The sequence below is a fragment of the Nocardiopsis sp. NPDC101807 genome, assembly GCF_044766605.1.
In the GTDB taxonomy this organism is placed as follows: Bacteria; Actinomycetota; Actinomycetes; order Streptosporangiales; family Streptosporangiaceae; genus Nocardiopsis; species Nocardiopsis tropica.
Window position 1 is genome coordinate 921,071 of sequence record NZ_JBIWMK010000001.1, and the last position, 20,887, is coordinate 941,957.

At 73.0% G+C, this 20,887-nt stretch carries 20 protein-coding genes; 9 read left to right on the forward strand and 11 right to left on the reverse strand.

Going from position 1 to position 20,887, the window contains the following annotated elements; all coding sequences use genetic code 11:
* The first annotated feature begins 190 nt into the window (after window positions 1-190).
* From ACIRPH_RS04005 to alc, 3 genes are all read left to right on the forward strand, one after another.
* Window positions 191-1,696 (forward strand): nucleobase:cation symporter-2 family protein, encoded by a 1,506-nt coding sequence (locus tag ACIRPH_RS04005; RefSeq protein WP_402908886.1) that lies wholly within the window; start codon window positions 191-193, stop codon window positions 1,694-1,696.
* A 160-nt stretch (window positions 1,697-1,856) separates the two neighbouring features.
* Window positions 1,857-2,783 carry a LysR family transcriptional regulator gene (locus tag ACIRPH_RS04010; protein ID WP_402908888.1) on the forward strand — a complete coding sequence of 309 codons (927 nt, stop codon included), beginning with the start codon at window positions 1,857-1,859 and terminating at the stop codon, window positions 2,781-2,783.
* A gap of 88 nt (window positions 2,784-2,871) precedes the next feature.
* Window positions 2,872-3,999 carry an allantoicase gene (gene alc, locus ACIRPH_RS04015; RefSeq protein WP_402908890.1) on the forward strand — a complete coding sequence of 376 codons (1,128 nt, stop codon included), beginning with the start codon at window positions 2,872-2,874 and terminating at the stop codon, window positions 3,997-3,999.
* A 190-nt stretch (window positions 4,000-4,189) separates the two neighbouring features.
* On the opposite strand, the gene allB is transcribed toward alc, so the two are convergent.
* Complete coding sequence (gene allB, locus ACIRPH_RS04020; protein WP_402908892.1) at window positions 4,190-5,539, reverse strand: allantoinase AllB; 1,350 nt, start codon at window positions 5,537-5,539, stop codon at window positions 4,190-4,192.
* Window positions 5,540-5,545: 6 nt separating this feature from the next.
* Window positions 5,546-6,847, reverse strand: a complete 1,302-nt coding sequence (locus ACIRPH_RS04025; protein WP_402908893.1) for a DUF6986 family protein — start codon at window positions 6,845-6,847, stop codon at window positions 5,546-5,548.
* Between the two features lie 294 nt (window positions 6,848-7,141).
* Between ACIRPH_RS04025 and ACIRPH_RS04030 the strand changes: the two genes are divergently transcribed.
* Window positions 7,142-7,876: an IclR family transcriptional regulator gene (locus ACIRPH_RS04030; RefSeq protein ID WP_402909528.1), complete on the forward strand. Its 735-nt coding sequence runs from the start codon at window positions 7,142-7,144 to the stop codon at window positions 7,874-7,876.
* Window positions 7,877-7,935: 59 nt separating this feature from the next.
* Here ACIRPH_RS04030 and era read toward each other — a convergent pair whose 3' ends face one another.
* The 6 genes from era to ACIRPH_RS04060 all read right to left on the reverse strand — a co-directional run bounded on the left by era (window position 7,936) and on the right by ACIRPH_RS04060 (window position 13,094).
* Window positions 7,936-8,904, reverse strand: a complete 969-nt coding sequence (era, locus tag ACIRPH_RS04035; RefSeq protein ID WP_267945978.1) for a GTPase Era — start codon at window positions 8,902-8,904, stop codon at window positions 7,936-7,938.
* A 9-nt stretch (window positions 8,905-8,913) separates the two neighbouring features.
* Entirely contained in the window at window positions 8,914-9,258 is a 345-nt protein-coding gene (locus tag ACIRPH_RS04040; protein ID WP_267945979.1) for a cytidine deaminase, read from the reverse strand.
* Window positions 9,255-10,661, reverse strand: a complete 1,407-nt coding sequence (locus tag ACIRPH_RS04045) for a hemolysin family protein (RefSeq protein WP_402908896.1) — start codon at window positions 10,659-10,661, stop codon at window positions 9,255-9,257. Before ACIRPH_RS04045 ends, ACIRPH_RS04040 begins: the two co-directional genes overlap by 4 nt.
* Window positions 10,661-11,146 (reverse strand): rRNA maturation RNase YbeY, encoded by a 486-nt coding sequence (ybeY, locus tag ACIRPH_RS04050; protein WP_402908897.1) that lies wholly within the window; start codon window positions 11,144-11,146, stop codon window positions 10,661-10,663. The genes ACIRPH_RS04045 and ybeY overlap by 1 nt, the downstream gene beginning before the upstream one ends.
* A 144-nt stretch (window positions 11,147-11,290) precedes the next feature.
* Entirely contained in the window at window positions 11,291-12,418 is a 1,128-nt protein-coding gene (locus tag ACIRPH_RS04055; protein ID WP_402908899.1) for a PhoH family protein, read from the reverse strand.
* Between the two features lie 325 nt (window positions 12,419-12,743).
* Window positions 12,744-13,094, reverse strand: coding sequence for a histidine triad nucleotide-binding protein (locus ACIRPH_RS04060; RefSeq protein ID WP_402908901.1), 351 nt, complete (start codon window positions 13,092-13,094; stop codon window positions 12,744-12,746).
* A 322-nt stretch (window positions 13,095-13,416) separates the two neighbouring features.
* On the opposite strand from ACIRPH_RS04060, the gene ACIRPH_RS04065 reads away from it, so the two are divergent.
* Complete coding sequence (locus ACIRPH_RS04065; RefSeq protein ID WP_267950473.1) at window positions 13,417-13,947, forward strand: SigE family RNA polymerase sigma factor; 531 nt, start codon at window positions 13,417-13,419, stop codon at window positions 13,945-13,947.
* Complete coding sequence (locus ACIRPH_RS04070; protein ID WP_402908902.1) at window positions 13,944-14,678, forward strand: hypothetical protein; 735 nt, start codon at window positions 13,944-13,946, stop codon at window positions 14,676-14,678. Before ACIRPH_RS04065 ends, ACIRPH_RS04070 begins: the two co-directional genes overlap by 4 nt.
* A gap of 131 nt (window positions 14,679-14,809) precedes the next feature.
* On the opposite strand, the gene ACIRPH_RS04075 is transcribed toward ACIRPH_RS04070, so the two are convergent.
* Genes ACIRPH_RS04075 through hrcA form a run of 3 tightly spaced genes read right to left on the reverse strand, consistent with a single transcriptional unit; the run spans window position 14,810 to window position 17,701 of the window.
* Window positions 14,810-15,547, reverse strand: coding sequence for a 16S rRNA (uracil(1498)-N(3))-methyltransferase (locus ACIRPH_RS04075; RefSeq protein WP_402908904.1), 738 nt, complete (start codon window positions 15,545-15,547; stop codon window positions 14,810-14,812).
* A complete protein-coding gene (dnaJ, locus tag ACIRPH_RS04080; protein ID WP_402908906.1) occupies window positions 15,544-16,683 on the reverse strand; it encodes a molecular chaperone DnaJ in 1,140 nt (379 codons plus the stop codon). The genes ACIRPH_RS04075 and dnaJ overlap by 4 nt, the downstream gene beginning before the upstream one ends.
* Before the next feature lie 4 nt (window positions 16,684-16,687).
* Window positions 16,688-17,701, reverse strand: coding sequence for a heat-inducible transcriptional repressor HrcA (gene hrcA, locus ACIRPH_RS04085; RefSeq protein ID WP_267950474.1), 1,014 nt, complete (start codon window positions 17,699-17,701; stop codon window positions 16,688-16,690).
* 175 nt (window positions 17,702-17,876) lie between these two features.
* On the opposite strand from hrcA, the gene ACIRPH_RS04090 reads away from it, so the two are divergent.
* From ACIRPH_RS04090 to ACIRPH_RS04100, 3 genes are all read left to right on the forward strand, one after another.
* Window positions 17,877-18,749 (forward strand): DUF3097 domain-containing protein, encoded by an 873-nt coding sequence (locus tag ACIRPH_RS04090; RefSeq protein WP_402908908.1) that lies wholly within the window; start codon window positions 17,877-17,879, stop codon window positions 18,747-18,749.
* Window positions 18,750-18,917: 168 nt separating this feature from the next.
* Complete coding sequence (locus tag ACIRPH_RS04095; RefSeq protein WP_402908910.1) at window positions 18,918-20,099, forward strand: DUF4870 domain-containing protein; 1,182 nt, start codon at window positions 18,918-18,920, stop codon at window positions 20,097-20,099.
* 46 nt (window positions 20,100-20,145) lie between these two features.
* Window positions 20,146-20,826 carry a DUF4870 domain-containing protein gene (locus tag ACIRPH_RS04100; protein ID WP_402908912.1) on the forward strand — a complete coding sequence of 227 codons (681 nt, stop codon included), beginning with the start codon at window positions 20,146-20,148 and terminating at the stop codon, window positions 20,824-20,826.
* Window positions 20,827-20,887: the final 61 nt, after the last annotated feature.

Consider the following 20,887-nt stretch of genomic DNA (forward strand, 5'->3'; position numbering starts at 1 on the left):
GCGGCCGGGCCCCGGCCCCCGCCCCGCTCGGGGCTCCGCCGTCCCCGGCCCGCGCTCCGCTGCGGGCCGCACGCCGCGCCCCGGCGTGCACGGCGGCGGGTCGCCCGACCGGTGCGACACCACCGGGCCACGCGCCCGAGAACCAGGCCCCCTCTGAGGCGGCCGCCAAGCGCAAAGGCTGGAACCGGCCATGTCGAACAGTCCGTCCGCGAAGGACTCGGCCAGAACGAACGCCACACCCCCCACCCGCCCCGAGGACGAGAAGCTGCCCGCACGGCTGCTGTTCGTCTACGGGCTCCAGCACATCCTGACCATGTACGCCGGCGCGGTGGCCCCGGCCCTGGTCATCGGCAGCGCCGCTGGGCTCGCGAACGACCCCGCCTCCATGGGGATCCTCGTCAGCGGCGCACTCCTGGTGGCGGGCATCGCCACCCTCCTCCAGTCCGTGGGCCACCGCCGCTTCGGCGCCCAGATGCCGATCGTGGTGGCCAGCTCCTTCGTCCCCGTCAGCGCCGTCACCGCCCTGGCCGCCGGACAGGACGGGGAGAACCTGCCCGTCGCCTTCGGCGCCTCCCTCGCGGCCGGGGTCTTCGCCCTGGTCCTGACGCCGTTCTTCGGGCAGCTGATCCGCTTCTTCCCCCCGATCGTGACCGGCACCATCATCACCGTCATCGGCGTCAGCCTGATGCCGGTGGCCGCCGGCTGGATCGTCGACGGCGCCGTCCGGACCACGGAGGACGGCACCGCGGCCCCCGCGGCGCCGCTGTCCCACCTGGCCCTGGCCGGGTTCACGCTGGCGGTCATCCTGGTCGGCTCCCGGGTACTGCCCGGCATCTGGGGGCGGCTGTCCATCCTCATCGGCCTGGTCGTCGGCACCCTCGTCTCCCTGCCCCTCGGGATGGCCGACTTCAGCCGCGTCGGCGAGGCCGACATCGTCTTCGACCCCACCTCGGTGTTCTACTTCGGCGCCCCCCGGTTCGAGGTCGCCGCGATCGTCACCATGTGCGTCATCATGCTCGTGGTGCTCACCGAGGGCGCCTCCCACATCATCGCGGTCGGCGAGATCACCGGCTCCGAGGTGGACGCCAAGCGCATCTCCGCGGGCCTGCGGGCCGACGTCAGCGGCTCCCTCATCGGCCCGATCTTCAGCGCGACCCCCACCAGCTCGTTCGCGCAGAACATCGGCCTGCTGGCCCTGACCAAGGTGCGGAGCCGGTACGTGGTCGCCACCGGCGCGCTCATCCTCGTCGCGCTCGGCCTGTTCCCCGTGCTCGGCGGCGTCATGGCCGCGATCCCCGCCCCCGTCCTGGGCGGCGCCGGGCTCGTGCTCTTCGGCAGCGTGGCCGCCAGCGGCGTCAAGACCCTGGCCAAGGTGGACTTCACCAACAACCTCAACCTGGTCCTGGTGGCCACCTCCGTCGGCGTGGCGATCATCCCCCTGGCCTACCCGACCTTCTACGCGTTCCTCCCCGAGTCCGTGGAGCTGGTCGCCCACTCGGGGATCATCGGCGCGGCGGTCGCCGCCATCCTGCTGAACATCTGCTTCAACGTGCTCGGCCGCGGCTCGGGGGCGCAGGCCCCGGCCCGGATCGACCAGGAGGAGATCGGCAGCGCCGGCCCCGGCGAGGCCAAGTACACCGACCAGGCCGGAGCGGTCTACCGCGACGGCGAACCCGAGGCCCCGGCGGGAGCGTAGCGCCCGCCTCCCGGACCGCCCCCGCCCTCCGGCGGGGGCGGCGGGCGCCCCGCCCCGGCGGGAACCGGGACGCCGGCGTCACCACGGGGCCGCGCCCCGGCCCACCGGGCGCACGGAACCGCGTGTTCCGTTCAGGAGCACTGAATGGTATGCCTGGGGGGTGACCGACTGGGACCTCCGCAAACTCCGCGTCCTCCGCGCCCTGGAGGAGTTCGGAACCGTCCGGGCGACCGCGGAGGCGCTGCGCATGACGCCGTCCGCCGTCTCCCAGCAGCTCTCGTCCCTCTCGCACCAGGTGGGGGTGGCTCTGCTGGAGGCGCACGGGAGACGGGTCCGCCTCACCGACGCGGCCCACGTGCTGCTCCGGCACACCGACATCGTGATGGCCCAGCTGGAACGGGCCGAGGCCGAGCTGGACGGCTTCGTCCGCGGCGAGATCGGGCACGTCCGCGTCGGCGCGTTCGCGACCGCCATCCCCAGCCTCGTGGTCCCGGCGCTCCACGCCCTGCGCCGCGAGTACCCCGACCTCACCACGAAGGTGCACCAGGCCGACGCCGCCGAGGTCTACGACCTCCTCTCGGCGGGCGAGATCGACGTCGGCCTGTCCCTGGCCGCGCAGGCTCCGACCGCCCACGACGGCCGCTACGACCGGAGGGAGCTCCTCACCGACCCCCTGGACGTGGCCCTGCCGGCGCATCACCGCCTCGCCTCCGGCCGCGCCCTGCGCCTGGGAGACCTCTCCGGGGAGCCCTGGATCTACGGGGCGTCCGGGCCCTGGCGGGACATCACCGTCTCCGCCTGCGCCCAGGCGGGGTTCGTCCCGGAGCAGGCGCACGTCGCCTCCGACTGGCGGGCCATCCTCGACATGGTCGCCGCGGGGCTGGGCGTCGCGCTGATCCCCCGCCTCGCCGCGGCGGGCGACGCCCCCGGGGTCAGCCTGCGGGTCCCGCACTCCGACCAGCCGCGCCGACACGTGGTGACCGCGGTGCGGTCGGGGGCCGGGGAGCATCCGCGGATCGCCGTGGTGCTGCGCGCCCTGGCGAGCGCCGCCGCAGCGCTCGGCGGACCAATCGTTCAGTACAACTGAACAGAGGGGTCATAAACTTTCGCTGGAAGTTACCGGTCCTCCCTGGGACGCTGGGAAGCGTCCGACGACCTCGCAACCCGGGAGAGACATGAGCCAGGGCCGCCCCTTCGACCCGCGCGACTACAACGCCCAGCCCTACGCGGGCGGCGACCCCTACGCCGACTACCGGGACGGCGAACACGACTTCTCCGGCCTCGTCGACCTCGCCGACCGCCGGCTGGGGGGCGGCGTGGTCGCCGCCAACGACGAGTTCTTCGCCCAGCGCGAGAACCTCCTCAAGCCCGACCGGGCGCAGTTCGACCCGCACGCGTTCGGGCACAAGGGCAAGGTCATGGACGGCTGGGAGACCAGGCGCCGCCGCGGGGCGAGCGCCGAGCAGCCCCACCCCGCCGCCGACGACCACGACTGGGCGCTGGTCCGCCTCGGCCTCCCCGGGATCGTCCGGGGACTGGTGGTCGACACCGCGCACTTCCGCGGCAACCACCCGACCGAGGTCTCCGTCGAGGCCGCCCACCTGACCGGCACCCCCACCACGGACGAGCTCCTGGCCGCCGAGTGGACCGAGATCGTGCCCCGCGTACCCGTCCACGGGCACGCCGCCAACGACTTCGCGGTGACCCTGGAGCGCAGATGGACCCACCTGCGCCTCAAGCAGTTCCCCGACGGCGGGGTCGCCCGCCTGCGCGTGTACGGCGATCCGGTCGCCGACCCCGCCTGGCTCGCCTCCCTGGGCGGCTTCGACCTGGCGGCCCTGGTCAACGGCGGCACGGTCGAGGACGCCTCGGACCGCTTCTACTCCTCGCCCAACAACATCGTCCTCCCCGGGCGCTCGCAGAAGATGGACGACGGCTGGGAGAACCGCCGCCGCCGTGACACCGGGCACGACTGGGTGCGCTTCCGCCTCACCGCCCAGGCCACGGTCCGCGCCCTGGAGATCGACACCGCCTACCTCAAGGGCAACTCCGCGGGCTGGGTGACGGTCATGGGGCGGGACGCCGGATCGGACGCCCCCGACGCCTGGTTCGAGATCGTGGGCCGGACCCGGCTCCAGCCCGACAGCGCCCACCGCTTCGTCCTGGACTCCCCCGTCACGGTCACCCACGTGCGCACCGACGTGTTCCCCGACGGCGGCATCGCCCGCCTCAACGTCTACGGCTCGCTGACCGAGGCCGGCGCCGCCGACCTCGGCAGCCGCTGGGACTCCCTCCTGGGCTGACCGCCGGGAGGGTTTCAGCGCCGAGGGGCGGGCACACCACCGCGTGCCCGCCCCTCGGTGTGCCCGGCGGGCCCGGGGCGGCGACATGGGACCGGGCCCTTCCCGGGACAGCGGGGCCGCCCCCCGCCCCGCCCCCGGAACGGGGAGGGGGCGGGGGCGGCCGCCGCGGACCGCCGGACCCGGGACCTGCTCAGTCCCGGAGCAGCATCCGCCCGGCCGCGCCGGACGGGCCGACGTCCTCGCCGCGCAGGACGGTGCGCCGCACGCGTCCCACGAGGTCGGCGCCGTCGTAGGGGCTCACCGGGTTGCGGTGCCGGAGCTCGCGCACGTCCACCCGGAAGGGCTCCTCGGGGGCGACGACCGCGAAGTCGGCGTCGTGGCCCACCTCGATCGCGCCCTTGTCGCGCACCCCGGCGACACGAGCGGGCGCCGAGGACATCCAGCGCACCACGTCCACCAGGTCCACGCCGCGGCGCCGCGCCTCCGTCCAGACGGCGGCGAAGCCCACCTGGAGCCCCGAGACCCCGCCCCAGGCGGTCCCGAAGTCGCCGGTGTCCAGGTCCTTCAGGTCGGGGGTGCTCGGCGAGTGGTCGCTGACCACGCAGTCGACCAGCCCGTCCTGGAGCGCCCTCCACAGGAGGTCCCTGTTGGCGGAGTCCCGGATGGGCGGGCAGCACTTGAACTGGGTGGCCCCGGCGGGCACCGCCTCGGCCTCCAGGGTGAGGTAGTGCGGACAGGTCTCCACCGTGAGCGGCACGCCGTCCGCCCGGGCCTGCGCGATCAGCGGGAGCGCCGAGGCGCTGGACAGGTGCAGGACGTGCGCCCTGGTGCCCGTGCGCCGCGCCACCTCGATCACCCTGGCGATCGCCGCGTGCTCGGCGGTGTCGGGGCGCGACGCCAGGAAGTCCGCGTAGTCGCGCCCGGAGGCCGGCGGCGCGGTCTCCAGCACGGCCGGGTCCTCGGCGTGCACGATGATCCTGCCGCCGAACTCCCCGACGGCCTCCGCGGCCGTCAGCAGCTCCTCCGGGGAGAGGTGGCCGAACTCGTCCACGCCGGACGGGGACAGGAAGGCCTTGAAGCCGAAGACCCCCCTCTCCCAGAGCGCGGCCAGCTCCTTCGTGGCCCCGGGGCGGCTGTTCTCGGGAACGGCGCCGCCCCAGAAGCCCACGTCCACGGCGAGCTTGCCCTCGGCCGCGGCCCGCTTGGCGTCCAGACCGGCGACGGTGGTGGTGGGGGGCACGCTGTTCAGCGGCATGTCGAGCAGGGTCGTGACACCGCCCAGGGCGGCGGCCCCGGTGGCCGAGGCGAACCCCTCCCACTCGGTGCGCCCCGGTTCGTTGACGTGCACGTGGGTGTCGACCAGCCCGGGCAGCAGCACCTCGTCCTCGGCGAGGGTGATCTCCCTGCGGGCGATCAGCGGCGCCCGGTCGTCGTGGAGGACATCCACCACGCGGCCGTCGCGCACCCCGACGGTGACGGACCGCTCCCCCTCGGGGGTGACGGCTCTGCGGGCGCGTACGGCGAGATCGTGTCGCGTCATGTGCCCCTACTCCTGTCCGACGCGTCGTGTGGCCAGGCCGACCAGGGTCGCGGTGTCGGCTCCGGACGCCTCGGCGACCTCGGTCTCGTCCAGGGCCCCGCAGCGCATTCCGCTGACCAGGGCCGCGGCGAGGGCCTGCGCGGTGGCCGGCTCGTCCAGCACCCCTCCCGCGACGGCGCCGAGGTAGGCGCGCAGGCGGGCGGCGGCGGGGGCGAAGGCCTCCCGGTAGAAGGCGTAGGTGGCCAGGTAGCGGGTGACGAGCTGGTGCGGGTGCAGGTCCCACCCCTGGTAGAACCCGCGTTCCAGGGACCGGCGGACCAGGGAGGCGTGCAGTCTCCACGCGGAGCGCACCTCCTCCGGGGAGCCGACGGGCAGCACGTTGGTGGACCCGTCCGACAGCCACACGCCCGTGCCGGCCGCGGCCACCTGCATGACGGCCTTGGCGTGGTCGGCGACCGGGTGGGCCATGCTCTGGTACGCGGCGGTGACCCCGCACGCGGCGCTGTAGTCGTAGGTCCCGTAGTGGAGGGCGCTGACCCGGCCCTGCCCGGCGTGGATCATGCGGGCGACCGCGGCGGTCCCGTCGGGGAGCAGGATCGACTGGGGGGTCTCGATCTGAAGCTCGAAGCGCAGCCTCCCGGCCTCCAGGCCGAGGCGCTCCTCCAGCTGATCGGTGAGCCACACCATCGCCTCGACCTGCTCCACCGAGGTGATCTTGGGCAGGGTGAGGACCAGGTTGGCGGGAAGCCCCCCGTTCTCCTCCATGAGCGTGACCAGGAACAGGGCGAGGCTGCGGGCGCCGCGGGCCCGCCCGGCGGCCTCCATCCCCTTCATGCGGACGCCGAAGTGGGGCGGGGCCTGCCCCGCGGCGAGGTCGGCCGAGAGGGCACGGGCCGCGGACACCACGTCGGCGTCCTCGGCCTCGTCGCCCCGGTCCCCGTAGCCGTCCTCCAGGTCGGCGCGCAGGTCCTCGACCGGCTCGGTGGCGAGCTTGTCCCGCAACCGGGGGAGGATCTCGGCCACCGCGGCCCCGTCGGTCCCCGTCGCCTCGGCCAGGTCCGCGGCCGTCGGCGCGTACTCGGCCAGCGAGGCCGCGGCGTCCCTCCCCCACTCGGCCGCGAGGCCGGGCCGCACCCGGTCCGCGGGGACGTACACGGTGTGCACCGGCTGCCGGGTCCCGGAGGAGCCGGGGTAGGCGAGGGCGAGCCGGGCGTCCGCGTCGGCGAGGCGCGCGTTCAGCCCTGCGGTGAGCACGTCCAGGGCGAGATCGGGCGCCGGGCGGCGGCTTTCGGACCGGTCCTCTTCCACGTGTGTGTCCTCTCCGAAGCGATGTTTTTCCTATCGTGGATGCTAACTTTTGCAATCCGGAAGAACAAGAGAGACCATGAGGAAGTCCGGGACGCCCGGACCACAGCGGCCCCAGAACCCCCGGACAGCCGGTTTCGCCCGTGCTATAGAAGACACTGATACCGAGAACCCTTTTTCGTATCGCAGAAGCAAGAGCCTCAACCCACGCCACAGCCCATGGGAGCGCGTCCGTTGTCAGTCCCACAGACCTCTCCAGTCACCGACGAAGCGGGCAAACGCGAACGCTCCGGTGGTGTGCAGTCGCTCGACCGCGCCTTCTCCCTGCTGGAGATCATGGCGGAGGCGGGCGGCGAGACCTCGCTGAGCCAGCTGGCCGAGTCCTCCGGCCTCCCGCTCCCGACCATCCACCGCATCATCCGCACCCTGGTGGGCAACGGGTACGTGCGCCAGCTCCCCTCCCGCCGCTACGCGCTCGGCCCCCGGCTCATCGGCCTGGGCGACAAGGCCTCCCAGATGCTCGGGACCTGGGCCAGGCCGCACCTGGCGCAGCTGGTGGAGGACCTCGGGGAGACCGCGAACCTGGCCATGCTGGACGGCGACAAGGTCATCTACGTGGCGCAGGTCCCCTCACCGCACGCCATGCGCATGTTCACGGAGGTCGGCCGCCGCGTGCTGCCGCACTCCGCCGGGGTGGGCAAGGCCCTGCTCTCCCAGCTGAGCGACGAGGAGGCCCTGGCCACGGTGCGCCGCACCGGGATGCCCGCGGCCACCGACCGCACCATCACCGAGCCCGGGCGGTTCGTCACCGAGCTGCACAGGGTCCGCGACCAGGGGTTCGCCATCGACGACGGCGAACAGGAGATCGGGGTGCGCTGCGTGGCGGTCCCGGTCACGGGCGCCCCCTCGGGCATGGCCGTGTCCGTCTCCGGGCCGGAGGCCCGCGTCAGCTGGGAGTTCGTGGAGCGCGCCGCGCCCATCGTGCAGCGCTGCGCGACCATGCTCGCCACGGACCTCAACAACCAGGCCTGAACCGGCCCGGAAACGGCGGAAGGGGCGGACCGGCCGGTCCGCCCCTTCCGCACGGGTCGCTACGTCTGCTGGTCGAAGCCCAGCTTGCGCAGCTGCTTGGGGTCGCGCTGCCAGTCCTTGGCCACGCGCACGCGCAGGTCGAGGAACACCCGCTGGCCCAGCAGGCCCTCGATCTGCTTGCGGGCCCGTGAGCCCACGTCCCGCAGGCGCGAGCCCTTCGAGCCGATGACGATGGCCTTCTGGCTGGGGCGCTCCACGTACAGCGACGCGTAGATGTCCACGAGCTCCTTGCCCGGACGGGTGTTCTCCCGCTGGAACATCTCGTCCACGACCACGGCGATGGAGTGCGGCAGCTCGTCGCGCACGCCCTCCAGGGCGGCCTCGCGGACCAGCTCCGCCACGAGCATCTCGTCCGGCTCGTCGGTCAGGTCGCCGTCCGGGTACAGCGGCGGCCCCTCCGGCAGGTGCGAGGACAGCACGTCGGTGACGGTGTCGAGCTGGAACGCGCCCTGCGCGGACACCGGGACGATGTCGGCCCAGTCGCCCAGCTCGTCCACCGCCATCAGGTGCTTGCCCACGGCCTCCTTGTCGACCAGGTCGGTCTTGGTGACCAGGGCGACCACCGGGGTGTTGCGCTGTTCCGCCAGCTCCTTGGCGATGTAGGTGTCACCCCGGCCGATCGGCTCGTTCGCGGGCAGGCAGAAGGCGATCACGTCCACCTCGACCAGGGTGGACCGCACCAGCGAGTCCAGCCTCTCGCCCAGCAGGGTGCGGGGCTTGTGCAGGCCCGGGGTGTCCACGATGATCAGCTGGGAACCGGGCCGGTGGACGATACCGCGCACCGTGCGCCGCGTGGTCTGCGGCCGGTTGCTGGTGATCGCCACCTTCTGTCCGACCAGCGCGTTCATCAGCGTGGACTTGCCCACGTTCGGGCGGCCCACGAAGCAGGCGAAGCCGCTGCGGAAACCCTCCGGGTGGGAGGGGGCCGGCAGCGGGACGCGCAGCTTCTCGAGGTCGAGGTCGTTCATGGGTCCTTCTCAGCGCCGGGTGATGCTCGCGGGCACCCCGTCAGGGGCGGCGATCACCACCACCTGGGTCTTCAGGTCGTCCGCCACCGCGCGGTCGTCCTCGGTCAGTTCCTTGGCCTCGGTGACGACCACCGCCGCCTCCAGGGCGGAGGCCTCGCTGGAGGCGGCCGCGGCCACGGCCGCCTGGAGCGCCGTCAGCCGGAGGGAGGGCAGCGACACCGTCGTGGCCACGTACGTGCGTCCCGTCTCGTCGCGCACCGCAGCGCCCTCCGCCGCCGCGTTGCGGGCCCGGGAGGCCCGCGCGAGGGTGATGAGCTTGCCGTCCTCGGGGCCGAGCCCCGTCGTCTCCGTCACTGGTCCGTGCTCCTTACGTCCTCGTTGCGGCCCCGGCCGTCCGGCGCCCCGGCCCCCTCGTCGGGCAGTCGCTCCACCAGGACCGTGGTCATCCGGTTGCGGCGGCTGCTCTTGCCCTCCAGGGTGAGCCTCAGTCCAGCGTATTCGGCCCGGGCCCCGCCGACCGGCACCCGGCCCAGCACGAACGCCACGAGTCCGCCGACGGTCTCCACGTCGGGCACGTCGAGGTCCTGGTCGGGGAAGAGCTCGTCGAGCTCGCCCAGGGGCAGGCGGGCCGTCACCCGCACACTGTCGTCGTCCAGCCAGACCACCGGCGGGATCTCGTGGTCGTACTCGTCGGTGATCTCCCCGACGATCTCCTCCACGATGTCCTCCAGCGTGACCAGCCCGGCCGTTCCGCCGTACTCGTCGATGGCCACCGCGACGTGGTTGCGCTGCTGCTGCATCTCGCGGAGCAGCTCGTCGATGGGCTTGGTGTCGGGCACGTAGGACGCCGTGCGCATCACGTCGCCGGCGGTGAGCGGCACCTCTGCCCCGGCGCTGCCCGCGGACGCCGCCCAGCGGTCGCGGAGCTGGTCCACCAGGTCCTTGAGGTAGACGATGCCGACGACGTCGTCCTCGTCCTCGCCGGTCACGGGGATCCGCGAGTACCCGCTCCCCAGCGCCAGGGTGAGGACCGCGTCGGCGTCGGCCTCGCGGCTCGTGAACACAATGTCGGGGCGGGGCACCATGACCTCGCGCACGGAGGTGTCGTCGAGTTTGAAGACGGAGTGGATCATCTGCCGCTCCTCGGCGTCGATCACCTCCCCCTGCTCCGCGAGGTCGACCAGCTGCCGCAGCTCCACCTCGGTGCTGAACGGCCCCTCGCGGTCGCCCTTGCCCCGCGGCGTGATCGCCCGCCCCGCGCCCACCAGGAGCTGGGCGAGCGGGCCCACCACGACCTGGACCGGGTAGACCACCGTCGCGCTCACGCGGGCGAACTGCCCGGCGAACTGCCGGCCGAGGATGCGCGGCGCTATGGCGATCAGCACGGACTCCACGACGACCATCGCCACCGCGGTCAGCAGCAGGGCGGGCCAGCCCAGTCCGAGGAGGAACACCATCCCCATGACCGCCGCGATGACCGCGCACACCTCGCACACCACGCGCAGGAACAGCAGCACGTTGAGGTGGCGCGTCGGATCGGCGGCGACCCTGCCCCAGCGGCCGTCGGCCTTGGCGGCCCGCTCCGAGCCGGTCGCCTCGGGAAGGCCCACGGACATGACTCGCGTGACGGCGACCTCCGCCGCCACCAGGAACCCGGCCGCCGCGGTCAGCACCAGCGCGATCACGAAGGCGGTGATCCACTCGGCGGGCTCCCCCGTGGTCATGGGGGCGACGTCGGGCCACATCAGGGGTCTCATCAGGAGCTCTCGTCCTTCGCGGACCCGGCGGACTCCCGCTCACGCCAGGCGGCGAGGATCTCGCCCTGGAGGCCGAACATCTCCTTGTGCTCCTCCGGTTCGGCGTGGTCGTAGCCCAGCAGGTGGAGGATGCCGTGGGTGCACAGCAGGTCGATCTCCGCCCGTGTGCTGTGCCCGGCCTTCTCGGCCTGGCGCTCGGCCACCTGCGGACAGATGATCACGTCACCGAGGACGCCGGGCTCGCTGGTGCGCCCCGGGCCGCCGGGGCGCAGCTCGTCCATCGGGAAGGAGAGCACGTCGGTGGGGCCCGGTTCGTCCATCCACCGCACGTGCAGGTCGGTCATCGGCCCCTCGTCCACCAGCACGACGGACAGCTCGGCCAGGGGGTGGACGCGCATGGCGTCGAGCACGTGCCGGGCCAGGCGGGAGAGTCGCTCCTCGTCCACTGTGGTGACGCCGGACTCGTTGGCGACGTCGATACTCATCGGTTGCGGCTGCCTCACTTGGAATCGTCGCGGCCGGGCGGCGCGCCCGGCCGGTGGGTGCGCCGCCCTGCGGCCCTCACCCGGGACACCCGAACCGGTGGGCCCGCATGCTCACGGACCCACCGGTGCGAACGCCGTACTACCTCAGTCTGCCCGCTCCCCGGGGCGGGTGCTCCCCGTCCCCGGGTCCTTCGGGGTGTCGGAGGGCTCGTCGCGCGGGGACGGGCCCCGGCCGCGGCCGTTCCCGGCGCGGCGGCGGTCCCCCCTGCGGTCGCCCTGACGGTCGTTCTGGACGGCGTCGTAACGCCCGTAGGCGTCGACGATCTTGCCGACGAGCTTGTGTCTGACGACGTCCTCGCTGGTGAGCCGGCAGAAGGCGATGTCGTCGATGTCACTCAGGATCGTCTCGATGGTCCGCAGCCCGCTGGCCTGTCCGCCGGGCAGGTCCACCTGGGTGACGTCACCGGTGACCACGATCCTGGAGCCGAAGCCCAGGCGCGTCAGGAACATCTTCATCTGCTCGGGCGAGGTGTTCTGCGCCTCGTCCAGGATGATGAAGGAGTCGTTCAGGGTCCGGCCCCGCATGTACGCCAGGGGCGCGACCTCGATCGTCCCGGCGGCCATCAGCTTGGGGATGGAGTCGGGGTCGAGCATGTCGTGCAGGGCGTCGTAGAGGGGACGCAGGTAGGGGTCGATCTTGTCGTAGAGCGTGCCCGGCAGGAAGCCCAGCCGCTCACCGGCCTCGACCGCGGGACGGGTGAGGATGATCCGGTTGACCTCTTTGTCCTGGAGCGCCTTGACCGCCTTGGCCATGGCCAGGTAGGTCTTGCCGGTGCCCGCGGGGCCGATGCCGAACACCACGGTGCTGCGGTCGATGGTGTCGACGTAGCGCTTCTGGTTGAGCGTCTTGGGCCGGATGGTCTTGCCGCGGTTGGACAGGATGTTGGTGGTGAGCACGTCCGCGGGCCGCTCCGAACCAGGCGCCGCCAGCATGTGGACCATGCGCTCGATGGTGTCGGGGGTGACGTGCGTGCCGCTCTTGGCGAGTTCGATCAGCTCCTCGACGAGGCGGACCACCACGGCGGTCTCCTCGGGGGTGCCGCTGATGGTGAACTCGTTGCCTCGGACGTGGATGTCGCTCTCGAAGGCCCGCTCCAACGCCCTGAGGAGTTCGTCCCCCGAGCCCAGCAGGCTGATCATCGTGTGCTCGTCGGGCACCACGACCTTGACCTGAGTGTCCCGTCGCGGGTGCGTGTGCGTTGTCTCGGCCATGGTGTGGCCTTGCGGCCGCTGTCCTACCCTTCGCTCGGGCGCCGCCCGCCTGGACGGGCGCGGCGTCTCCTGGACGTCCCCGGCGCCGTGCGGGGCGCCGGGCGGGGCTCCGCGCCGGTGTTCCACAGGAGTCCCACCGGGCTCCGGAAGCCCACACCCCGAGTCTACCAAGGCGTCCCCTCCCCGCTCGATGGGTTATCCGGCGCCTGTGGACGGGGCCGTGCGGGGGGCCGGGGGGGCGGTTCCGGCAGCGGCCGGGCACGGGTCCCGGGCCGTCCGGGGCCCGTGCCCGGTCCGCAAGCGGGGCGGGGCCCGGGACCGGCCCCTAGCCGGGGGGCCAGTTGAGGCCGCGGCCGCCCAGGAGGTGGCCGTGGAGGTGGAAGACCGTCTGCCCGGCCCCGCTGCCGGTGTTGAACACCAGCCGGTACCCGGTGTCGGCGACGCCCTCTGCCACGGCGACCTCGTGTGCGTCCCGGAAGATCTCGTCCAGCAGCCCGGCGTCGGCCGCGGCAGCGGCGGCGGCGTCGGGGTGGTGCTCGCGCGGGACGATCAGCACGTGCGTGGGGGCCTGGGGGTTGATGTCGCGGAAGGCGAGGGTCCGCTCGCCCTCCCGGACGATCTCGGCGGGCACCTCCCCCTTCACGATCTTGCAGAAGAGGCAGTCCTCATGGGCCATCGCGAACCTCCGTGGTGTGGTCGCGGCCGCCGGAACGGCCGCCGTCTGGGGGTTGTCCGGGACCATGATGCCGCAGGTCGGTGCCGGGCGGCCCCTCCCGGGAAGGCCGCCGGCCGCGGTCCGGGAGCCCGTTCGGCAACGGCCTCCGTCCCAGGCGCGATAGGCTTTCCACCCGTGCGCGTCGGGTCGTCGGAAACGTCCGCCCCGACCCTGTATCCACGTGTTCGGAATGAAACGCGCGTCTACCTGGAAAAGAAGAGGTATGCCCTTTCGTAAACCCCGCGACAAGGGTGTGCGTCGAACTGACGTGACGACAGAAACCATGGTGGCCGGAGCCCCCACGGCCCCGCTCTCGGTGGAGTGGGACGCCGACCACGCCGTGACGGAGCTCTACAGGGAGCACTACCGTCCGCTCGTTCGGCTCGCATCCCTTCTCGTCCGCGACCACGCGACCGCGGAGGAAGTCGTTCAGGACTCGTTCGTCGCGATGCACGGCGCCTGGCGCCGGCTGCGCGATCCGAACAAGGCCCTCTCCTACCTCCGCCAGGCGGTGGTGAACAAGGCCCGGTCCGTGCTCCGCCACCGCGCGGTGGTGGAGAAGCACGCCCCCAAGGCCCTCCCCGACGCCCCCAGCGCCGAACACGGCGCCCTGAACCTGTTGGAGCGGGAGGCGGTCATCCGTGCCCTGCGCAAACTACCCACCCGTCAGCGAGAGGCCATCGTGCTCCGGTACTACGGCGACCTGTCAGAGGCTCAGATCGCGGACGCCATGGGGATCAGCCGGGGCGCGGTGAAGAGCCACACGTCCCGTGGCATCTCCTCGCTCCGCTCTGTTCTGGAGCAGACGACATGACCGGCCCGACAGATCCGACCGACGACGCCTTCGAGGACCGGCTCCGCCAGGTCCTCACGGCCGAGGCGAGCACGGTGCAGCCCTCTCCTGAGGCCCTGAACCTGATCCGCGAGCGCACCGAGCGCAACCGCGGTGTCGCCTGGTTCGGCCTGCCCTGGCTACGACCGGTGGCGGCGGTGGCGGGGGCCGTGATGATCGCCGCCTCCGTGGTCGTGTCCAGCCCCCAGGTCCGCGACCAGGTGCTGGAGTTCGTCCCGGCGGGGGCCGACCGCCACGGCGCCCCTCCCGAGCACGACGAGGACGGCGGCGGCGTGGCCGCCCCCGACCCGTCCTCCGACTCCACCGAGGGGAGCACACAGCAGCCGGCCGAGCCGCCGCGGGACCCCGAGAGCACTCCCAGCTCCGACGACGACGAGGACCCGGCCGAGGAGGGCGTCGAGACCACGTCCACCTGCGCTCCCCCGGCGGACGGGCCGGCGCCCTCCCCCAGCGCCTCACCGGAGGAGAAGGACGACAGCGCCTCGGCCTCCGAGGAGGAGTGCGACCCGAGCGCGGAGCCGACCGACGGCGAGGCCGGCGGCGGTGACGAGAGCAGCGGCGGCGGTGGCGGGGAGGCCCCCGGCGCCGGCAGCGGGGACGAGGGGGCCGGCGGCGGTGAGGAGACCTCCGGCGGCGGTTCCGGCGGCACCGGCGGCGACGCCACCAGCAACCGGGCCGTGCCCGGGGAATGACGCACGGGCCCGGTCGTGCCGGGTCCGACGACGGAGGCGGCCGGGGGAGGGATCCCCCGGCCGCCTCCGTCGTCGCGTCGGCGGTGTGCCCACCCCCGGCCGGTACGGTTCCCGTTCCCCTGCCCGGGCCGCTACCAGCGCCCGGTGCGCGCCTGGAGCACCGCCAGGGCGGCGACCCCCGCGGTGGAGGTGCGCAGCACGCTCGGTCCCAGCAGGGCCCGCACGGCGCCCGCCTCGGTGAACGCGTCCAGCTCGGCGTCGGAGAACCCGCCCTCGGGACCGACCACCACGACGACCCCCGGACCGTCGCCCGAGGGCAGGTCCAGTTCGGCCAGGCGCCCGGCCCCGTCCTCGTGCAGGACCACGCCCAGGTCGGCCCCGGCCAGCAGCCCGGCCACGGCGGACCGGTCCGCGAGGTCCTCGACCAGGGGCAGCCGCCCCCGCCGCGCCTGCTTGGCCGACTCCCTCGCGGTGGCGCGCCACTTGGCCAGCGCCTTGGCCGCCCGGTCGCCCTTCCAGCGGGTGACGGACCGCTCCGCGGCCCAGGGCACGATCGCGTCCACCCCGGCCTCGGTCATCATCTCCACGGCCAGTTCGCCGCGGTCGCCCTTGGGCAGCGCCTGGACCACGGTCAGGCGGGGGCTCGGCGCGGGTTCCTCCCGGCGCTCCACCACCGTGCAGACGACGTGGTCCCTGCCCACGGCGGACACCGTGCACCGGGCACGCAGGCCGAGACCGTCGGACAGGTCGACGGTCTCGCCCTCCCTGATGCGCCGCACGACCGCGGCGTGGTGCCCCTCGGGGCCGCCCACCGTCACCCGGTCGGCCGCCAGGGCGGCGGTCCCGACCAGGAAGACGGGGGGTGTCACTTCGCGCCGAAGGCGTCGCGGAGCTTGGCGAAGAGGCCGCCGTGCCCGGGGCTGAACCGCCCCGGGGACTGGTCCTCGCCGCGCAGCTCGGCGAACTTGCGGAGCAGGTTCTCCTGCTCCTCGTCGAGCTTGGCCGGGGTCTCCACGTCGACGCGGATGCGCAGGTCGCCCCTGCCTCCCCCGTCCAGGTGCGTGACGCCCTTGTTGGACAGGGTGATGACGTGGCCGGAATTGGTGCCCGGCCGCAGATCGATGTTCTCGGTCCCGTCCAGGGTGTCGAAGGCGAAGGACGCGCCCAGCGCGGCGGCCGTCATGGGGACGGTCACCGTGCAGTGCAGGTCGTCGCCGCGCCGCTCGAAGGTCGGGTGGGGACGCTGGATGATCTCCAGGATGATGTCGCCGCGCGGGCCGCCGTTGGGGCCGACCTCGCCCTCTCCGGCGAGCTGGATGCGGGTGCCGTCGTCGACGCCGGCCGGGATCTTGACGGTACGGGTGACCTTCTCGCGCACCCGGCCCTCCCCCGCGCAGTCGCCGCAGGGGTTGGTGATGACCGAGCCCTGGCCCGAGCACTGCGGGCAGGGGCGGGAGGTCATGACCTGGCCCAGGAAGGACCGCGTCACCTGGGAGACCTCGCCCTGGCCGTGGCACATCTCGCACGTGGTGCGGTGCGAACCGGCCGCGGTCCCCTCGCCCTGGCACGTCTCACACAGGATCGCGGTGGGGAAGGTGATCTCCTTGCTGACCCCGAACGCGGTCTCCACCAGGTCCAGTTCGACCCGGATCTTGATGCTGCGCCCGCGCCGGACCCGCTCCCGGGGGCCGCGCCCGCCGGGCTGGCCGCCGCCGAAGAAGGCGTTCATGATGTCGTCGAAGGCGAACCCGCCCCCGCCGCCGAAGCCTCCCGCGCCGCCACCGCCGGGAGCGTAGGGGTCCTGGCCCATGTCGAACATCCGGCGCTTGTTCTCGTCGGAGAGGACCTCGTAGGCCTGGGTCACCTCCTTGAAGCGCTCCTGGGTCGCGGGGTCGGGGTTGATGTCCGGATGGAGCTCGCGCGCGAGCCTCCGGTACGCCTTCTTGATCTCGTCCTTGGACGCGTCGCGACGCACCCCGAGAACCTGGTAATAGTCTCTGGCCACTGAGTTACTGTCCTGCCAAAATCTGTCCGACATACCGAGCCACGGCGCGTACCGCTCCCATTGTTCCCGGATAGTCCATCCGGGTGGGCCCCACGACACCGATCTTGGCGAGCGACTGGTTTCCCACACCGTAGTCGGCCGAGACGATGGAGGTGGACCGGAGACCCTCGTGGAAGTTCTCCGCGCCGATGCGCACCGTGAGCATTGACGGGTCCTTCGCCTCACCTAGCAAACGGATGAGGACCATGTTCTCTTCCAGCGCCTCCAGGACGTCCCGCAGGCTGGCGGCGAAGTCCACGGCGGCGAGGTTGGCCGTCCCCGCGAGGACGATCTTCTCCTCGTGCCGTTCGACGAGGCTCTCCAGCAGGACGGAGAGGACGGCCACCGCCATCTGGCGGTGTTCGGGCGGGACCTGCGCGGGCAGGTCCTCCACCGCGTCGGGCACCTCTCCGAGGTGGAGACCGGAGATGGCGCGGTTGAGCATGGAGCGCAGGTCGTTGACCGCGGTCCCGTTGACCTCGCCGAGGCCGTCGATGACGCGCTGCTCGACCCTGCCCGTATCGGTGATCACGACCATCATGACCCGCTGGCCCCCCAGGGGGACCAGCTCGACGTGCTGGACCGAGGAACGGGTCAGCGACGGGTACTGCACGATCGCGACCTGGCGGGTGAGCTGGGCGAGGAGCCGCACGGTCCGCGCGACGATCTCGTCCAGGTCCACCGCTCCGGCGAGGAAGGACTCGATGGCGCGGCGCTCCGGCGCCGACAGGGGCTTGACGGAGGAGAGCCGGTCGACGAAGAGCCGGTATCCCTTGTCCGTGGGCACGCGTCCCGCGCTGGTGTGGGGCTGGGCGATGTACCCGTCCTCCTCCAGCGCGACCATGTCGTTGCGGATGGTCGCGGGGGAGACCCCGAGCCTGTGCCGGTCGGCCAGCGCCCTGGAGCCGACGGGCTCGTTCGTGTTGACGAAGTCCTCCACGACCGCTCGCAGGACAGCGAGCTTGCGCTCGTCCAGCAACTCGCCACCTCCTGGCACTCCGGGGTCCTCAGTGCTAATTCTATGCCCGGCCGCAAACCCGGACGGGTACCCGTCGGCAGTAACACCGGCGGAGGCGCCGGATCTTCCCTCCGGCGCGGCGACGTGCGCCACGGCGCGGACGAACCGACACCCTCCCCCAGTAGACTGCACGACCGTGGCTACCAAGGGAACCGGCCGCTACGGCCGCGACGTACTCGCAGGAGACTGGCGGCTGCCCCGCAAGGGGGCCGTGCGCGAGGTCGCCCTGAGTCGGGACCTGGTCGTGGAGGACGCCGACGAGGCCTTCTGCGGAGCGGTCGTGACGTGGGACAGGTCCACCGTGACCCTGGAGGACCGTGCGGGGCGCCGCAGGGTGTTCGACCTCGGCCCGGCCGCCTTCCTGCTCGACGGGAGACCCGTGACCCTGGTGCGCCCCGCGCCCGCGCCGCGGGGTCCCCTGCGGAGCGCGTCCGGCTCGGTGGCGGTGCCCGGGGCCGCCGCGCGCACGGCGCGCGGGAGCAGGATCTACGTGGAGGGCGCGCACGACGCCGAGCTCGTGGAGAAGGTCTGGGGCCACGACCTCCGCATCGAGGGGATCGCCGTCGAGTTCCTGGAGGGCGTCGACGACCTGCCCTCGATCGTGGCCGACTTCTCCCCCGGCCCGGGCCGCCGCCTGGGGGTCCTCGTCGACCACCTGGTCCCCGGGTCCAAGGAGAGCCGGATCGCCGAGCGGGTGCGCGGGGAGCACGTGCTGGTCACCGGCCACCCCTACGTCGACGTCTGGCAGGCGGTGCGGCCGGGCGCCGTGGGGATCGGGGCCTGGCCCGAGGTTCCGCGCGGGCGGCCCTGGAAGGAGGGTGTCGTCGAGGCCCTCGGGTGGCGGTCGGAGACCGGTGAGGCGTGGCGCAGGATCCTCGGATCGGTCCGTACCTACGCTGATCTGGAGCCCTCGCTGCTCGGACGCGTGGAGGAGCTCATCGACTTCGTCACGGGGCCCCACCCGGACGAGCCCCGGGACCCGTCGCCAGGCAGGGGCGCCCGCCCGTGACCGGGCCGTTTTCGCGTCGGCACGGCCCCAGGACCTAGGATTCTGCCCAGGGCGCGGTCCGGACACCCGGTGTCCGGCGCCCCGGTCGCCCGCCTCCGGCCCTGCGCGGTCGTCGGTACGCAGCCAGAGTACGAGAACCGCCACTCATCAGCGGAGCTGAGGAAGAGCATGAGCGAGACCCCGACGAACCCCCCGTTCCCGGAGGACCCCGACCAGGACCGGCAGCCCGGGCAGCCGGACGGCGGACAGCAGGAGTACGGCCACGGACAGCCGACCGGCGGACAGTCCCCGTACGCCCCGCAGCCCGACCAGGCACAGCCCCCGTACGGACAGCCCTCCGGCGAACAGCCCGCGTACGGACAGCAGCCCCAGCCCGGGTACGGACAGCCGACCGGCGGACAGTCCCCCTACGCCCCGCAGCCCGACCAGGCACAGCCCCCGTACGGACAGCCCTCCGGCGAACAGCCCGCGTACGGACAGCAGCCCCAGCAGCCCTACGGCGGGCCCCAGGCGCAGCCCGATTTCGCGCCTCCCGGCGGCGGGCCCCAGGCCCACGGGTACCAGCCCCAGCAGCCCTACGGCGTGCCCGCGTACGGCCTGCCCTCGGGGGCCCACCCCGGGTACGGACAGCAGCCCCAGCCCGGGTACGGACAGCCCTCCGGCGGACAGTCCCCCTACGCCCCGCAGCCCGACCAGGCACAGCCCCCGTACGGACAGCCCTCCGGCGAACAGCCCGCGTACGGACAGCCGGCCGGCGGCCAGCCCCCCTACGTCCCACAGCCCGACCAGGGCCGGCAGACCTACGGACATCCCCACCAGGCGCAGCAGCCTCAGGCACAGCCGCAGCAGCCCTACGGCCAGCAGTTCGGCGGCCCGCAGGGGTACGCACCCCCGTCCGACCACGCGCAGCATCCGCAGGCCTACGGACATCCCCAGCAGCCGCAGTACCCCGGGGCGCTGGCGGCCCACGGCCGACCGCAGCCGCCCGCCCAGGGGACCGACAACAGCACGCTGGTGGCCATGCTCGCCCACCTCTCGGGCTTCGTGATCGCCTGCTTCGGCTGGATCCCGCCCCTCGCGGTCTACCTCGCCAAGCGCAACCAGTCGCCGTTCGTCCGGCACCACGCCTCGGAGGCGGCGAACTTCCAGATCACGCTGCTGATCCCGTACGTCTTCGCCTGGGTCGTCTTCATCGGTCTGGGTATCTTCTTCCCAGGACTGTCCTGGATCGGATCCCTCCTCATCGCGGTCGTCTGGATCGTGTCGATCGTGTTCGGGGTCATGGGCGCCAACGGCGCCAACAAGGGGACCTGGTACCGCTACCCGGTCAGCATCCGCCTGCTGAAGTGAGGCCGTCCCGAAGCACGGTCCGAGCGAGTCCACCCGAAGGAACACCATGTCGTACCCGAACAACCCGCCAGAGGACCCCTACGGCCAGGGAGACCCGACCGGCCGCGACGACGGCTCCGGTCACCGGTCGGGCGGCTACCCGCCCCCCGGCGGGCCCGCCGGATACCCGCCGCCGCAGGACCCCTCGGGACACCCGGGCGGCGGGTACCCGCCGCCCGGCTACCCCGGACACCAGGAGCAGAGCGGCTACCAGGGCCCGCACGGCTACCCCGGGCAGCCCGGATACCAGGAGCAGACCGGCGGCTACCAGCAGGGCGGCTACCAGGGTTACCAGCAGGGCGGCTATCCGCCCCCCGGCTACCCGCCCCAGGGGGGCTACGGCCAGTCGTCGGCGACGACCGGCCAGCCCAACTCCGAGGAGCGCACGATGGCGCTCCTGACCCACCTCAGCGGGATCGTGCTGGGCTTCCTCGTCCCGCTGATCATGTATCTGGTGAAGAAGGACGAGTCGCCCTTCCTCCGCCACCAGTCGGCTCAGGCGCTGAACTTCCAGATCCTGCTGACCATCGGCTACGTCATCTCGATCCCGCTGTCGTTCATCCTCATCGGCGGGCTCCTGAGCCTGGTCCTGTGGGTGCTGGCCGTGGTGTTCGGCATCCTGGCGGGCACCGCGGCCAACCGCGGCGAGTGGTACCGCTACCCGGTCAACGTCGACTGGGTCAAGTAACGGCGCGGCGCGCGCCGCGGGAACGCCCGAGGGGGCCGGGCCGGGGCCCGGCCCCCTCGGC